Raw genomic sequence first — 16,172 nt, forward strand, 5'->3', positions numbered from 1 at the left:
ATATCCGTTATCGTGGTTTAATTTGTTCTACTCTTGGCATTGGATTACCTTTTGTAATAATTGCTTTATCTTCACCAGAACCTTCTGATTTTTCTGGTTTTTCTGGTATGGAACTAGGTGAGAGATCAGTACCGGTAATTATATCTCGACGACTTCTTTGAGGAATTTGATTGCCGTTACCACCAGCTAATGTGTTGTTGGTAATGTTTAATTGAGTATTTCCAGACCCAGTTCTTGCTTCAATTTGCACATTATTAAGTGCGCTGTAAAGTTGGTCACGGCTAGCATTACCACCATTTTCATAATATGTATTTGCGAAATTTGTTGCTGCTTCATTAATTTGATTAATAGAGGTGGAATTTTTAGCAATAGCTGCATATTTTGCCAGACCGTCAGTAATATTGTTGGACTGCTCATACGGCATAGTTGCAGCGTTTACTGACTTCATAGAATTTAAATTTGCTGTTGTATCTGATTCTATATTGTTTTGGTCTGCACCCACGTTACTAACTGAATTGGTCAATGCATTCATGCTAGTAGCAACACTTGTACCTTCATTTGAAATTATTCGAGAACTATTTTCTGATACCGAGCTACCATGTAATTGCTCTCTAGCTCTCCTAGATTCTGAATAATGCTCAGCCATACCTAGTCCTGCATTATTTTTGGCTGACTCATCTTCTATATTAGCCTGTTGGCTGTTTAGGTACTGTTGGGCTTGAGCAGTTGTATTAACGAACTTGGTATTAACAGCCCCCTGATTATTCACAATATTTTCTTGAACTTTTGTCTCTGTATTTTGTGCAACATTCATGTTTCTACTTTCTTCGCCATTCATTGCACCGGTAGGGTTTGTTGCAGGACCGAACAATTCGCCAAAGTGATTAGCTAAACCACCAGTATCATTTGCCGCATATATTGTCGCAGCGCTTTCTGCATCTGAAGCTCCCATAATAGAACTAAGCTGCTGTTGGTATTCTTTTTTTCTGTTTTGAAATTCATCATTACTTAGGTTTTCGTTATTGATTTTGTCTATAACATTACTGTTTTCATTTGCTAAAGTTGCCACCTGACCTGCGGTATAAGACTGTTTGGTAGATACTGAATTATTCGCAGAAACAGTATCACTATATGATTCTTGTGCTGTTTCTGCTTGTGAAGCGGCTTGTCGGATGCTTTGAGCAAGTTGTGCTGTTTCTTGAGTACCACCATGTTTATCAAGCTGATCCGCAATGTGTTCAGCAAATTGAATGTTATTAGATACACTAGTTGCGTCATTCGTTGCAACAGAGTCATTTGTCATTATGCCGGTTGTTTGAGCTCCGGAATTACGGTGAATATCGGAGGATTGGGCGCTAACGGCAGTGCTACCACCAATAGAAACTCCTTTACCACCAGCACCACCCGTTTCTGGAGAACCTACACCCATACCACCTGATACGCTTGCGTCACCGGATAAAGCCGTAATTTTGGCACTCTCATCAATAGTGGAAGATGTATTACCAGTTGTGAGCATCGAACCACTATTGGATGAATTGCTAACTGTATTGCTCAAACCTGTATCACTATTGATGGTAGATCCGTAGTTATGAGATGTATTTATCCCCATAGAACTCAAAGAACTAACACCTTTATCAATAGCAGAAGTTAAAGTTTCTTGAGCTGTAATATTTCTGCTGGAAGCAGATTGTATAGCTTGTTGTCGCGTATTTGATAAGTCCAGTTTTGGAGCAGTGCTATTCCCGCCAGTTATCGTTGATACTGCATTATGTGCTGATTGTTCAGTAACTGCTGATTGCTTGTGTAAAGCAGGAGAATCAGTAGCATCTGGAGTCATTGGTGACGTATCAGGAGCACCAGTTGTTGATAGACCTTTTGTTAATCCCGTGAAAGCATAAGAGGAACCAAACACCACAAATGCGCCCAACATCGGTACTGATGCCATCATGTGTCCTGCTATGGCGATATTTTTCTGTGTAACAAATAACAAATGGTATAAATCGGAGAAACTAGAAGCACCAGAAACCAGCACTGAGATATCAGACTGTGTTTTAGTTAACATAATAGCGTTCATGATCGCCAGCAACGGTTGCCATGTTTGAATCCACAAAATCACCAGAACGTATTTAAGGCTCAAACCTACGCCCATTAATCCGAATGCTAAAGCGAAGGCAACAAATGGCACCAGACCGTATACAGCCGCCTGTATAAAAGACTGAAGATACTGAATCCAAATTAGAAATGACGAACCTTCAGACGCCCATTTAAATGATTGTTGAATTTGCGACTGTGATTTAGCAACTGCCGCATATGAGTGATAGGCGTTTTCATTAGCGGTTTGTGGCATATTAACAACGAATGGGTACATTAATAGCTGTGCTTGAAAATCCCGTAGGTTTTTCCCAGTTGCTCCAAAAAATGTCATTGCTTCAGTCATGGTTTTGTTTGCAAAAGGCAGTGAACACTGGTTCTTTGAGCCATATGTTTTACATTTTTCACTAAACCCATTTCTTACACTGAGCACACCTTTACCGATTGAGTCAGCTTGTCCGCCAACCATAAGCCTGATACTTTTCATTGCCTCAAGACAGGACACATCATCAACTTTACCGTTTACTTCAATGGCAATAGTTCTGTTCGGGCTTGTTGCTAGTTGATCATCAAATGGCTTATTCATGATCCCCATGAAACTTTGAGCCCCTCTTGCAATATCAAATGCAAGGCATTGATTTGTATAAACCTTTATAGCTTCCTCTAAGTGAGCACTTTTGCTATCGCCACTGGACCAAATTAACGGATCTCGCATTGCATCAAACATTGATGCAAGGGTATACAATGGGTCAACGGGACCGTTTTCAGTCATGCTTGGTATTGAAAATGCCTGTTCCATTTTTCGTGTAAACTGATAACCAGTATTGCTGATAATTGATGCTGTAAAACCAACACCGAAAGGTACATTATCAACAGCCCGTACTTCGCCGGTTGTAACATCTTCAATCGTGACTCTTGTTGTAACTTGAAAGAAGCATAAAAATAGAACTACTGATACGGCAGCTTGTTGAAATGCTATGGTTCTACCACCATCAGCGGCAGATTTTATTACATATCCGATGATAGATAACAAAAAAGCGATTTTAAATGATCCTGCCAAGACACCATCGTTACTGAGCATACTAAGCCCGTTAAACACCATTGAAAGCGCCGAAGCTCCACCAGATGATGTGTATACGTGAAAATCCATTACTGATTACTCCGATTGATTATTGGGCGTTCACACCATCTGGAACGTGAATTGGCTTCGTACCGACCATGAATGTATTAAATATTTCGTTTATTCTGACTAAACTACCATGCTTAACAATGTAACCATCATGTATTTGTCGAAGGGTTACTTTTGCATCTCGTATCATTTCACGCTGTTTTTTGATATGAGCAAAAATAGGTTCCTCATTGTTTTCTATAATTCTATCTGCACTGCTTTCTGCGGCAGTTAACATATCGTTTAAATATACGAAGGCTGCTTCATAACTAATTATTTCAGATATATTTCTGTAATAGTGCATTGCTCTAGTAGTATCTTGACCTTCTATTAATTTGTAACCATTAGTGACAGCCCCATTAACATTGAAAAACAATACTTTTTGCTTTATGTTTTCAGCAGGTTTCTCATTGCTTATATATTTTTGAAGATAGTTATATTTTTCAAATATATCTAAGAACTGAGTCTGAAGCCCATCAACCTTAATTTTCTTCGGTGCTGGAGCTATGCAGGTGTCTTTTGATGTACCACAGCCATAGATTTGAACATTTTCTTTTTCTTTTGAGCCTTTCATCAACAGTTCATAGACTTCCTCAATAGGGATGGGGGCAATTGTTTGGTGCAATATGGGAGTGGATTTGTCATTAGATTGTGTGGCTTCTTTTACAATAACCATACCAGTCAAACTCATAACTAATTCTTTTTGTTCGTCAGTAGAATTTAAAAATCCACTATTAAATCCACCTTTACTTAATAAACACCACATTACATTACCGTAGTGAGTACACGGTTTTGTTAAACCGGCTTTTTGTGCTGCTATCATTGGCGGTTGTTTACCTAACACCTCGGATTTATAGCTATTGAATGAATCCTGAATACCTTTTGACGAAAGCTGTGCAGACACTGACGTTTTCATTTCTTCGCTAATTGCACCTGCCATATCTACCATTAAACCTTTTGATAATTGACATGAGTTGGCGGTGTATTCATTCAGCTTTTGTATGATGGATTGTAGTTTTGATAACTCCCCTCCAAGTACGGCATCCATAGCGTTAATAGCCAACTGAAATGCCAGTCCGACAGAGTTAGCCGCGATATTTCGGAGCAATTGAATAAATTCTTCCGTGTTAATGAAACTGAATGACCCTGCAAAGAAATCAATACCGGCACACCCACCAGACGCTTTAGGTAACGTTACGTTAACGGGTGTAAGGGTTCGTAGTTGATTACGGACCACGAAGCCCCCTCCTACGTACCCCTCGCGAGTAACACTCTTATAAGAACCACCGCTGGTTGTGTTCGACATAGAGCCAAACATCTTATTTAATTGCTCGTTTACATCAGCGGATTGACTAATAGGAGTAAATCCGAAAAGAGCTGTAACAACCAAACTTAATAATGTCTTTTTCATTACGAAATTAGCCTTTTAAGGTTTTGTAACTTGAGATCGTTTTTGGATATATTCAACAAATAGAATTGGGTCATTTAAAATATCGTCTGGCATATCTTTGATTACGTCGCTGTCAATATATCCATTGTGATTAAGGGGAAGTGTGCTTGTGTAATCTTGTTCAGAAATTAGTTTTGCATCTTTAGCAATCAACACAGTGCGTTCCTTCAGAGAATCACTACTGATAGCGCTAAATGAAATGATTCTGATATCTTTAGGGGGTATGGCTAATGCAATCGCCGGTACATTAGTAATTCCAAGTTTTTTGGCTTGACCGGTATCAATTTTCATATTGTTAAATTCATTTTGAGGTAGAGGGAGACCATCAACAGAAATAGGAATTACATTTATGCTAGTTTCATGACTAAATGTTTTTAAAACAAAGGCTTGCTTCTCACATAAAGGACACTCCTTTCCTTTAAAAAAGAAAAAGATACCTGCTTTACTTGAAATGCTATTCAAAACACGTCCTCTGTTTTCGTCAGCTACTCGTGTTTGCTCCATAGCCGCAAATGAGGATGTGGATCGGCGATTGTTTTCATCAATGAACGGATCAGTAGTAGTTACCAGTCTCGCCATATCTGCATAACGACTGGCTTTGTCCAGCATGATCCGTTGTGCGTAATAGTATCGCTTTACATTCTCTTTAGTCGGATTATCAATAGCCTCATCTCGTAGCTTCTGAATGTTTTCCCGATACCATTTAACTGTAAATTTCGGCTCTGGTGCAGGAGCTAGCGCTGGTGTTAGTTTTGGTTCGACTGGCTTAGGTTTTGGTGTATCTGGTTTTGGTTTAGTTGGAGTGATTGGCTTTGGTTTCGTGACTTGCTTTTCATTATAGAAAAACCACCCTTCATCTTTTTTTTCCAAGTCTTGTACACTTCCACCAATTACCTGCTCAGAATCATCGTATGCTCTCTTAGGCTCCTGATTTGCCAAAGAATAACCTGTTCCTGAAAATGAAATAGCTACAACTACCACCATAGATAAATATTTATGTTTTCTCATTGAAATTCACTTATGTTTGATGTCAGCGACCTAATAAAAATGTTTTGCATTAGGAACACTCTGTTTTTATTAAGTTTTTACATGGAAAATATTTGTATTTTATAATTGCAATAATTATTTTTTCTTGTATTAGGGTGATAAATTTCAAGTAAAAAAAAAGCCCCCGATGAAGGAGGCTTTATAGTTGTTGTAAGTGAAAACAAACTTCGTGTAACAACGCGAAAAGTAACCTTTTACTATCGTGCTGTGACTATTAAATTTGCACACATTTGAAGTATGGATTGCTCAATTTCATTGAAATTTTTGATAAATATAGTGTTTTTACCAAATATCCCCTTGAAATAGGCTTCGTTTGTTCCATCTTCGTTCAATACAAAGGTACAGACTTCTATTCCTTCGATTGTTGCTGAATTGATGATTTCTTGTGTCTTTTTATCATCATTCGGTTCCCCGTCAGTGATAATGAAAATCATCTTTTTCTTTTCCCTTGATAGAGCGATTTCGCTTATTACGGGAATCAAACTTTCAGCCAATGGAGTAGAGCCTAAACATCCTTTGTGCGTAAAAACACCTTGAGAAATACTTGCGCGAAGCGGTGTGTATCTTGGCTTCATCGTTTGTACTAGTAGAGAATTGGATTCTTCAACGTAAAACGGAAATGCATAGCAAGCTGTTGAAACACCTGAAATATTTAACCCTTCCAATACTGCAATGACGGAAGATAATGCAGCTCGAATACGGGATGTATCAAAGTGGTATTCATACATTGAGGAACTAGTATCAAGTAAAATAGAACAAGCACAATTTGGGCTTTGGATAACATTTTTAGTCTTAAAAATGTTAGTGTTTCCCGTTTTAACACCTGCTAATTTACTAGATTTAATTCTTGCGCCTTGCTCCTTTAACCGTGAAGTGGATGTAGTATTATCATGGACTAATTTTTCAAATGACCGGCGTAATCTACTTCCTGTTGTCAAACTTCTCTTAATATCAAGTGAAGTTATTGTTTGAGTGGCTTGATCAAAATTCTTCTTCCACTCTGTGTTAATAATAGCAACGTTAAAAAAATCATTAACTATTCCCTTGGAACTCATATCTTTTTTAAGTTGTTCCGGATTCGAGATTGTAGATGTTATATCTTGAATAACATTGTCATTTATACTATCGAATGAAACGTCCTTAAAAATGTAACTAAAACTCTCTGGATCTGAATCTAAATCGTCAATATCAGTTTCGGTTGAAACATTGACATCATTAGGTCCATTTGAACTTTCACCCACACCAGAGCAGTTAGAGTTACCGGAACCATCAGGGTCATTACCTTCAGAGTTACCAGAACTAGGACTACCAGCATCGTCAGAGCTACCATCAGAAGGGGGTAACGTATCTTGTGGTTTGAGCTGAAGGGCTGTTGCTAGAACAATGAATAATTTTTTGGCAATTAGATTATTATCGACAGTAGTTGTGGATGAAAGCACCATTTCTAATAATCTATCAACCTTGTCAGAAATTGCTTTGGTAAAGATTGAAATGAATTGAAGTTTTAGTTCGTTAATGTTGTTAACAACGACTCCGTTGTATTTACTTCTACCATGCAGTAAAACATAGTTTATGAAAAACGTTATTTTTTCCTCAATAGAAATGACGGAGTTAATAGGTTTTTCTGTAAAAACATGTTGTCTGACGGCATCCAAGTAATACTTGGCACCACCATAAACATGCTCTAACTTTGATTCAATCCAGATATCTTCACAAATATTTTCTAATACACTAATATATTTATTGCCTGTTTGAGCAACAAATGAAAAATCAGTGAATTTGGCATGTCCAATTTCATGAAGTAAAAAACCTAACAAAATATTACCGAAAGATGTATCAGTTGTGTAAGGAATCCCTATTTCATATTTACCACTTTCAGATACACCACAATACGCTTCGTCAGTAGTAAACTTAATTGAAATGTCAAATTTTCCAGCTAATACATTAGCAACGATTGCTAATGAGGCTGCACTTCTTAATTGTTTCATATATATACCTATTTAAATAAAAACGCCTGAATAAATTCAGGCGTTAGTTTGGTTTCCCATATTATTAGTAGAAAAATGGAACATCCTGATTTTCATCTTCAACACTAAAGGATGAATTTACAGGTAGATCCGAAGAAACTACTTGAGGTCCTGATTGAACATCAATTGGTGTCGGAGTTGGTGTCGTATTTTCTACAACATCTTGACTCACATTCGGTACTGTCACCGTTTGTGAGTTTTCGGCGACATTCACAATGTTTAAATCGTTTTCTGTTGGTTCAGCAAGATCATCTTCATCGACTACAATTTCAATGAAATCACTATCAGTATTACCCGTTACAGGTACTGAAGTTGGTATGGCAGTTGATACATCAATGTTGTTTATAGTTTGTGGTAAAACAGTTAATTCCACATCTGATACATTGTTCAAATTGGTGGAGTTTATTAACTGCTTCAAAGTTTTAATGTCTGATAACGTGATAAAAAGTGTTGTTACGGCAATTGATTCGTCATTAGACAATCTCCCAACGCTTGGCAACGTTGAAATAAAGTTACTCAAATAATCACTTAAACTGCCAGCATCTGGATTTAATACAGCTAATCCTTTCAGCTTACTTGCAACTTCTCGTAACGTATTGAGTGTAGTTTGAGATATGTTTGATGCATTGTATGAGCCACGTTCCCGTAACTCAGAAATTCTATCAACAACATCAAGCAGGACAGATTCTTTAAGGCTTTGTACTTTTTCTTCTGACTCGCCTTCACCAAAGGGTGAAATATTGAAAGAAGAAAAACCAAATTGTAGCTTTTCATCTAACCGTTTGACGTCAATAACTTCGGACTCAAACAGTTTTTTTACAGTTTCATCTTCTTTATCTAACCATGAAAGAAAATCAGTTGATATAGCGGATAAAAACTCATTTTTGAATATATAGAATTGGTCCTTTAAATCATTTAACTGCTGTCTTACGTGACTTGCAAGTGAAGTCGGCACTGCATACCCGTTCAAGAATGGAACACCATATTTTGAACAGATAGCATCAGCACCAGTACGAAAGGTACGCATTTTGTTGATTTTTGCAGGGTCAATAACCTTTTTGGTTCCGAGGCTGGCTATTGTTTCGGGAGGCAGAACTATATCTCCAGTGTTAATAACCTTAATATCTTTACCTTTAAGTGTTTTTCTTCCAGTAGTTAAACGGATACCTTCCAGAGAAAAAATTACTACGTTTTCAAGAATGTTTGGGCTCATAAATTTACCTACATATTTATATATTTAAAAAAGGCAAATAGATAAATCTATTTACCTTGTCGATTTATTAATAATTAAAATTTAGATTTAAAATAAACATTAAACATATCGTTCAATGCTATTTTTTCATCTTCAGGAGCTCTGTTAGAGATATGTAATTGCCATGCATCTAACAGAATATCTACCGGTGGTTGTTTAGAACGAAGCATAAAATCGAAACGGCGAACAACATTCACAAGGCTTCTAGTTGAAATAGCGGTACTACTGAAGTTAGTGACTGTCGCAGATGTACTTTTACGTACATCGTTAGCCAGCTTTATTAGCCCATCCGTCAGTAACTGATGTGATTCAGGATCAGACAAAAATGAAGCAAGTAGCTTACGTTCTTCTTTTTTGGGCATATAGTCAGCCTCAACAAACATAAACCTATCGAGGTTGGCTATATTCTGCGGTTTTACACCACTGTAATTTCCTGTCATATCACCGGTCCCATTACTGTTTGCAGTTACTGCAAATCTAAAGTTCTCATGGTGATGAATGCATTCATTTGTTTCAGGAATGACAAGAGAACCCATCTCTAAGATCCCGTTAAGGGAGTTAGCTACGGAAGGTTCTAATTGGTCATACTCATCAATCAGAAAAACCAACCCATGCTTATACGCGATGGTTAGCGGTCCTTCATGAAAGACTGTTTCTTGATCACCCGTTAATTTATCGACCTTTAGGCGAAAACTACCGAGTAAGCTACTCATATCAAGATCAGGACTGGCTGTTACTTTCATCAATCCCCAATTCATACGAGCAGCAATTTGCTCAACTATTGAAGATTTTCCACAGCCAGTAGGTCCAGAAATCCAGAGTGATGTATCTAACGGGTTATCAAACCACATTAACACATGCTTTCTGAGTGAAGGTTCAAACACATATTTCTCATTAAATTTCGGAATATACTCTGAAAATTGATGGTCATTAGAAAAACCCTTGATACTATATTTGCCCTTTAAATTCTCAGGCAGAATAATACCTAAAGATTCCATATCGACCGGAGTGTTACGTTTAATATCAAAACTGTTATTTACAGCGTTCATATATTTACCTATTTAAATAATAAACATTCAAATTAATTTGAGGTTTAAGTTTGTTAAATTGAACAATTAATAACACCGCAATGACGTTGACGTTTTAAAACCTCGCCATTCACAAATGTTGTTACTTGTTTTACGTTGGTCATGTAAGTTTCAATGTCTAAATCTCTCATGCTTTTAGTAATAAAAGGAATGAGAAAAGATTTTCCACCAATCAAACATTTATTTGTTTTGTACTTAACACTCAAGAATCCAGCAAATAAAGCAATGCTATTTGCTTGGTTTAATAAATCTTTTCTTTCGGTGTTTGTAACACGTAATAGCATACGAAGTTTTTCATTTTCATCTTGAGTTAAATCAATAACTCCAAAATTTTTTTGATCCTCGGATGCAGCATAAGTTGTCATATTAATGATATTATTCATTGATAATCCTTAACACCTGAATTAAAACTCAGGGTTATTATAAATAGTTATATATATCTATTATTGAATCACCTTTCTGATTATTATCGTTATCTTGATAATTATCAGAGGATGATATTGAATTGGAAGAATGATATTCATAACTTGTTATTGATGTTCTAATTGACGACTCACCATAACAATCAGGATGATCTTCTTCATTGATACCCAATTTCTCTCTTAGTTTCTTCCAAGAAAATCGTGGAGCGCTTTGAGATTCTAAATATCGAATTCCAAAGCCTTCAAGCCTCAGGGGAGCATTAGGTTGTAACTTTAATACAGATGATAAAACCTTTATTTCATTTCTTATCTGTTCTTCAAATGATGCTACTTTTTCTTTAGCTTCATTCAATTGTTTTTGTGCTAATTGAAATGCAGATTGTAATTCAACTAACTTTTTGGTTCGTGATATTAAATCATCAGGATTAATATTACGTTCTTTTAGTACATCATCACTATTTAAATAAATTATATCCTTATTTGCATAAAATTCAGGAGGCGTTTTGTTATTAACGCAATTCCAGAATCTTTTGGTGATGGTAACAACCTTATTTATTATTTTGTCATTAATTTTTAATTTAAAGACAATAGGTGTTTCTTTAGCAGACCAGAATACCAAGTACCCGTATGTGCTGCCAGTAACTACCATTTGATGATAAACCTGCCATTTGTAATAGTTGAAAACTGAAGATTTTGCTTTTTCCTCTAATAACATACGGTGATTTTTTGGGGATATATTTTTGAACTCTACAACATCATTATTATCAATAAGTCCATCAAGTGAGGCTATCATGTGCGGATATTTCCTACTACGCACGCAACATGGACTACTGATTTCCCCATACTGATTCTCAAACCAGTGTCGGGCGAACTGTTCGGATAGCTTCCCTACTTCAACTTGCCGTATACATGACAAATCCTTTGGAGGAATAGCACCGATCCATTCTAAATATAAGCTGTAAGGAGTATTGCTGAACTCATTTTTAACCTCGGGATTAAGTGTGGGGGTACACGTAGCTGTTACACCCGTTTTTCTCCAGCTTAACCATTTATCAGAGCCTTGAATGAGATCATATATATCGAAATTATTCATATTAATATCCAAAACCCGTAGATAAACTACGGGTCCGGTTGATATCTATTAATTCCGCTCAATAGTAAGCGAAATATAATCAGATAACGGTTTAAATTCGATAATAGACAACTTATTTATAAGTGGTGTCATATCGCTTTGTTTTTTGCAATCAGAGAATAACTGTCGGCAACAAGCTAAATCAGATTTAACTTGCTCAAGTGTTTTTATAAATGCCACTTGATCTGAGCCTGAAACAGTTGAAATGAAATTATCAACATCTTCAAAATTATTATTCTGGATTGCATTAGTTAGTATTTTATTAAATACATTCTTTCTTTCTGCTATTAATTCCTCCTTTGCATATTCAATTTCAGCAGGATTAAACTCAAAGTTATTTGAGATTTCATCAAGCATACTTTCAAATGCATTGGTCTTGCTGCACCGTTCAACCAGCTTGTCAATCCGCCGTTTCACTCCATTACGAATGACATCAACTACAATAGCCTCAGACACGTTTTTAGGCGAGTCTGTTACTACTGCTGAGTTTTGGTCGGTAAATGCGTGTACAGCTTCATAAGTAGTTGTTTCGAGCGAAACAGGACGATTTTGAGTAAAACCCTCACCCCCATCTGTATTCAGATAATCAATTGTTCGCATGATTGCCTGATTAGCGTTAGGAAGTAAGTGTATACAGGATTTGATAGCAGTTTTTCTGATCATCTGTGTAGTAAACAACGACCACGGAGATTTATCAGGACTATACAGCCAACTTGCAGATTTTAAACGGGCGCTTGCAATATCACGTCTGGTTATGAAGTAAATCAAGTGAGTATCGTCATGCAGAAGGTAGTCAACATACACCCCCCTGAAATTACCTCTTTCACCGATTGAGCCTTTGTCGAATTGGTCTATAAGAATATTTCCAACATCAGCAAAAGGGTCATAGTGATGTGTTGGTGGTGTCCGTCTGCCATTGAACTCAAATTTATCTTTTTCAAAAACTAAATCTATAATTAAGTTTTTGCACATTTGAGCTTCAATAGCCATTTTAATTAAACCCAAATACGAGACATCAAGAATAACACGCTCATCTCTGGGTACTAAGTATGCTAATTTTTGAGCAGGGTCTAACGTTAGTGACGTTGTTGCAAGCTGTAAAAAAGCAGTTTTAAAACTAGCGGGATTATTAATAGCAATCGCCATTAGTTTTTTGTTGTTATCAATCTGATTCTTAGCAAAAATTGCTTCATTAAAATACGATGTTTCACTAAGAGAGTTCTCAGTAAATTTCGGTTTTAAACTTGCGATTATGTTAGAAACAGCTTTGCTACCTTGAACTATATTCGATGATGACATATATAAGATACCTATTTAAGAAACAAAAAAACCGCATATAGCGGCTATTGTTTGAATTGGAATTGATGAATATTAGTTCAAATAGATTTTTTACTATCTAATGAACTTAATAATTGGCTTTTTAACAAAAGCTGATTATTATCATATTTATTTTCTTCCAATTTTTTATTTGATTCATCAAGCGAATTTCTGGATTTATTAAATTTTAATATATCCGTTAACTCTCTGATGCGTTCTAAACTTCTAACGCGCTGTTGTCTTGCTTCCTCATCTATTTCAATCTCTGATTTTGTTTGGTAAGTATTAACGCCATTGATTGATAATATAAATGGAAGAATATAGAATCTTTCTTTAACAACATTGTTAATTACAGATTCTTTTAATTTAACTTCACCCTTTGCAAATATCGTATCATTGCTTTTAGCATTTGATAATATCTCTGCAAGTTTGGTGTCCTTACAAACTATATGAAAGTAAGCACTTTGATCTTCAAGCATGACATCATAGACTATTTTGTCTTTTACTTGAGTCGAGCGAATAATATTTATTTTACCTGAGAATGATAATTCACACATATTTTCACCTATTTATTAAATAAGAGACACATAATTAAAACTATGAGCTCAGAGTTTTTGAATAAAGTATATTCAATGATTGAATATATTTTATTAGGGCGTAGAAAAGCCTTGACTGTTAAGCGTGATGCTAAACAGTTGTGATTAACCAGAAAGATCTCCGTTTGGGAGCTGCCAGTTTCTCACTACCGAGTCGGTTTCCTGACTCATCAATTATACGGGCATATTCAACAACTTCTTCACGCTCTTTTTTGAGTGTGATGAAATCACCTTTCTGCACCGTTGAGTTAGCAATTGCATCTGCCAGACCTAAACCCCAAATGATATCTTCATCAATACGAACGTAATAGGACCGTCTGTTTTGAGGTTTGAACTGGTAGTGCGCTACTCCGAAATCACGTAAAATACCGTGGTATTCTTTGTGAGAGCCCTTTCGACAGTCGTTAGAAGATGAAAGCTGTGCTTCATTTCTATCCAATCTATCGCTATTTAAGGCGCAAATTTCCGGATAATTATTGCTTGAGTCGTCTTTTTGCTCACAATCGTGTGCAATCATTAACTCGTGTGAAGTTGGAACTTCAGCGTTTGGATATAGGTTCACATCATCGGCATTGCGAAAATGTGCCTTTCGTCTATTAAGCTGATCTCTATTGCGTTTATTCAGATACAAAATCATGAAGATAGTTGTACTGATAGCAATCGAAACCAGATTTTTAGTGCTAAAACTTTCTACGTTTGGTAGTGATCCATCCCACAAAAACACAAGCGCAAACATTATTGAAGCGTATGCAACCGTGAATTTATAGTTCAGGCAGGCGTGAACAAGCACACCAATCACTAGTATTGATATGATTAACATATAATTTACCTTCGTAAACTTGGGTATTGTTGGAGAGTTTAAAACCGTTAGTAGTAAAAACTACTTCGGGGGAGAGAGGGTTTATTGAGATCTCTCTGAATTGAACTATGAGTTAACATAGCTAGATGTAGTGTCAATCAGACACTTGTAACAGAACCATTCTGTTTCAAAAATAATAAGAATGCAAGTCCCTTTTTTGATTACAACTTTTATTGCTATCATGAAAAGTTCTTTTTTATTGGTACGTATAATGAAGGTCTTTGAAACCGGTTTTGGAGAAAACATGAGTCAGGATAAAGAAGTTGTCGATTCAGTAACTACACGAAAAACAAGACGGAAAAAAGTAACTTCTGTACCGTCGTCTGAATACCAAATGCATTTAGATACAACTATTGCGATTGATGCCTATCATCAACGGTTCTTTGTAGCAAGCCAAGCCGCCTATTTGTTGGAACAGCGCCTTGAACGCTGTCTTATGCATCGAGACAAAATTATGCGTGATCGAGCTGCTGCTATCATGAAGTCACTCAATCAGGCAGTTGATAGTAATTTTTCTGATATAGAAAACTATAAGCAGACATTGGCACAGGTCATAGCTGAAGTAGAGGCTGAACGGGGTACTAAATATGAGTTATTGAGTTATTCGACTCCCCGCGATATGACGATTGAAAACCGTACCTATCTGGCTACACGAATGTGCAGTGGTTTAGAAACACTGGATCTCATAATCAAGTACCTTGATGTTTGCCGACATTACTCGTTAGTACCATTGGCTGAAATACTGGAAACTCAAATCACTGCCGATAAGCGTATTCGCGGTATATTTAGTACGATTATTCGTCATGGCGAAACAATGAAGCGTTTAGAAATCGATCATTCGATAAATGAAAAAAATGCTAAAAATGAATTAAACAATAATGACAGCACTGGTGCTGAAGATAAATAATTTTTCTGTAAACTAAATGTATAAAGGTGGTCAGCTACGTGACCACCTAGTTAATATTTTAAATTTATAATTCATTACTATTTGGTGGAATAACTGTAAATTCTTTATCTTTTGCATTCGTTTCTAGCAACATTAGCTTTTCTCTCAACCTATAAATTTCAATATCTATTTGATATTGTTTACGTGCCTTTCTGTTAAGAATTGAGGGTTTTTTAGGCTCGGTATCTAAATTATAAATTGGATGTAGATACCAGTCTTTATTTCTAACCACAGTAGGAGATGGATTCCAGTCTACACCTTGAAAAATAAGCCCGCGAGTATTTGGATATACGACTGATTGCCAATGATTTAGTGTGCTAAATGTTGATATGTTATTTGGGGCATATTTTACTTCATCTGAAGTTATCAAGTGAAAAATACTATTTTCAAATTCTGGCGGGGGGAGGGTCTGATCAAATGTGTTACCAAATGCTAATTTATGAATCCCTTTAAACTTGAATATAAGTCGTATTTGCGCGTTTGTTTCGTAATCTTCTATTTTATCCTTTATGTGAAAATTAGCATGTCTGCCTACATCTTTATTACTATAAATATTTTCACTTTCTAAAATTGATATGGCTGATTTAATAGATGTCCAATGATATAACTTTTCAAATAAATTTATTTTAATTTCAGGAACAGCATAAATTTTAGTTATCATATTACCCTTCTTTTACGGGCACTGTTGCAAAGTTAGCGATGAGGCAGCCTTTTGTCTTATTCAAAGGCCTTACATTTCAAAAACTCTGCTTACCAGGCGCATTTCGCCCAGGGGAT

At 36.2% G+C, this 16,172-nt stretch carries 13 protein-coding genes; 1 reads left to right on the forward strand and 12 read right to left on the reverse strand.

Annotated elements, in window-relative coordinates; genetic code table 11:
• Nucleotides 1-7: 7 nt before the first annotated feature.
• The 11 genes from G6Q48_RS19915 to G6Q48_RS19965 form a co-directional block, all read right to left on the reverse strand.
• Nucleotides 8-3,241 carry a conjugal transfer protein TraG N-terminal domain-containing protein gene (locus G6Q48_RS19915; protein ID WP_166268134.1) on the reverse strand — a complete coding sequence of 1,078 codons (3,234 nt, stop codon included), beginning with the start codon at nt 3,239-3,241 and terminating at the stop codon, nt 8-10.
• Nucleotides 3,242-3,260: 19 nt separating this feature from the next.
• Entirely contained in the window at nt 3,261-4,670 is a 1,410-nt protein-coding gene (locus G6Q48_RS19920) for a conjugal transfer protein TraH (protein WP_166268136.1), read from the reverse strand.
• 15 nt (nt 4,671-4,685) lie between these two features.
• On the reverse strand, nt 4,686-5,717 hold the full coding sequence (gene traF, locus G6Q48_RS19925) for a conjugal transfer protein TraF (RefSeq protein WP_166268138.1): 1,032 nt from the start codon (nt 5,715-5,717) through the stop codon (nt 4,686-4,688).
• Nucleotides 5,718-5,953: 236 nt separating this feature from the next.
• A complete protein-coding gene (locus G6Q48_RS19930) occupies nt 5,954-7,744 on the reverse strand; it encodes a VWA domain-containing protein (RefSeq protein WP_166268140.1) in 1,791 nt (596 codons plus the stop codon).
• A 64-nt stretch (nt 7,745-7,808) separates the two neighbouring features.
• Complete coding sequence (locus G6Q48_RS19935) at nt 7,809-8,996, reverse strand: DUF3150 domain-containing protein (protein ID WP_166268142.1); 1,188 nt, start codon at nt 8,994-8,996, stop codon at nt 7,809-7,811.
• A gap of 74 nt (nt 8,997-9,070) precedes the next feature.
• Nucleotides 9,071-10,084 (reverse strand): AAA family ATPase, encoded by a 1,014-nt coding sequence (locus tag G6Q48_RS19940; protein WP_166268144.1) that lies wholly within the window; start codon nt 10,082-10,084, stop codon nt 9,071-9,073.
• A gap of 53 nt (nt 10,085-10,137) precedes the next feature.
• Complete coding sequence (locus G6Q48_RS19945; RefSeq protein WP_166268146.1) at nt 10,138-10,506, reverse strand: hypothetical protein; 369 nt, start codon at nt 10,504-10,506, stop codon at nt 10,138-10,140.
• A 37-nt stretch (nt 10,507-10,543) separates the two neighbouring features.
• Nucleotides 10,544-11,638, reverse strand: a complete 1,095-nt coding sequence (locus G6Q48_RS19950) for a lambda-exonuclease family protein (protein ID WP_166268148.1) — start codon at nt 11,636-11,638, stop codon at nt 10,544-10,546.
• 48 nt (nt 11,639-11,686) lie between these two features.
• Nucleotides 11,687-12,976 (reverse strand): recombinase RecT, encoded by a 1,290-nt coding sequence (locus G6Q48_RS19955; protein WP_166268150.1) that lies wholly within the window; start codon nt 12,974-12,976, stop codon nt 11,687-11,689.
• 77 nt (nt 12,977-13,053) lie between these two features.
• Nucleotides 13,054-13,551 (reverse strand): hypothetical protein, encoded by a 498-nt coding sequence (locus G6Q48_RS19960; RefSeq protein WP_166268152.1) that lies wholly within the window; start codon nt 13,549-13,551, stop codon nt 13,054-13,056.
• A gap of 130 nt (nt 13,552-13,681) precedes the next feature.
• A complete protein-coding gene (locus G6Q48_RS19965) occupies nt 13,682-14,410 on the reverse strand; it encodes a hypothetical protein (RefSeq protein ID WP_099660700.1) in 729 nt (242 codons plus the stop codon).
• Between the two features lie 250 nt (nt 14,411-14,660).
• Between G6Q48_RS19965 and G6Q48_RS19970 the strand changes: the two genes are divergently transcribed.
• Nucleotides 14,661-15,356 (forward strand): hypothetical protein, encoded by a 696-nt coding sequence (locus tag G6Q48_RS19970; protein WP_166268154.1) that lies wholly within the window; start codon nt 14,661-14,663, stop codon nt 15,354-15,356.
• A gap of 64 nt (nt 15,357-15,420) precedes the next feature.
• On the opposite strand, the gene G6Q48_RS19975 is transcribed toward G6Q48_RS19970, so the two are convergent.
• Nucleotides 15,421-16,056, reverse strand: coding sequence for a hypothetical protein (locus G6Q48_RS19975; RefSeq protein WP_166268156.1), 636 nt, complete (start codon nt 16,054-16,056; stop codon nt 15,421-15,423).
• Between the last annotated feature and the right edge of the window lie 116 nt (nt 16,057-16,172).

It is taken from the genome of Providencia sp. M-27, assembly GCF_011077905.1.
GTDB classification, from domain to species: domain Bacteria; phylum Pseudomonadota; class Gammaproteobacteria; order Enterobacterales; family Enterobacteriaceae; genus Providencia; species Providencia huaxiensis.

Bases quoted from the DNA above. Each gene is read 5' to 3' on its own strand.
- G6Q48_RS19915 (WP_166268134.1), bottom strand. From the start codon at position 3,241: ATGGATTTTCACGTATACACATCATCTGGTGGAGCTTCGGCGCTTTCA.
- G6Q48_RS19920 (WP_166268136.1), bottom strand. From the start codon at position 4,670: ATGAAAAAGACATTATTAAGTTTGGTTGTTACAGCTCTTTTCGGATTT.
- traF (WP_166268138.1), bottom strand. From the start codon at position 5,717: ATGAGAAAACATAAATATTTATCTATGGTGGTAGTTGTAGCTATTTCA.
- G6Q48_RS19930 (WP_166268140.1), bottom strand. From the start codon at position 7,744: ATGAAACAATTAAGAAGTGCAGCCTCATTAGCAATCGTTGCTAATGTA.
- G6Q48_RS19935 (WP_166268142.1), bottom strand. From the start codon at position 8,996: ATGAGCCCAAACATTCTTGAAAACGTAGTAATTTTTTCTCTGGAAGGT.
- G6Q48_RS19940 (WP_166268144.1), bottom strand. From the start codon at position 10,084: ATGAACGCTGTAAATAACAGTTTTGATATTAAACGTAACACTCCGGTC.
- G6Q48_RS19945 (WP_166268146.1), bottom strand. From the start codon at position 10,506: ATGAATAATATCATTAATATGACAACTTATGCTGCATCCGAGGATCAA.
- G6Q48_RS19950 (WP_166268148.1), bottom strand. From the start codon at position 11,638: ATGAATAATTTCGATATATATGATCTCATTCAAGGCTCTGATAAATGG.
- G6Q48_RS19955 (WP_166268150.1), bottom strand. From the start codon at position 12,976: ATGTCATCATCGAATATAGTTCAAGGTAGCAAAGCTGTTTCTAACATA.
- G6Q48_RS19960 (WP_166268152.1), bottom strand. From the start codon at position 13,551: ATGTGTGAATTATCATTCTCAGGTAAAATAAATATTATTCGCTCGACT.
- G6Q48_RS19965 (WP_099660700.1), bottom strand. From the start codon at position 14,410: ATGTTAATCATATCAATACTAGTGATTGGTGTGCTTGTTCACGCCTGC.
- G6Q48_RS19970 (WP_166268154.1), top strand. From the start codon at position 14,661: ATGAAGGTCTTTGAAACCGGTTTTGGAGAAAACATGAGTCAGGATAAA.
- G6Q48_RS19975 (WP_166268156.1), bottom strand. From the start codon at position 16,056: ATGATAACTAAAATTTATGCTGTTCCTGAAATTAAAATAAATTTATTT.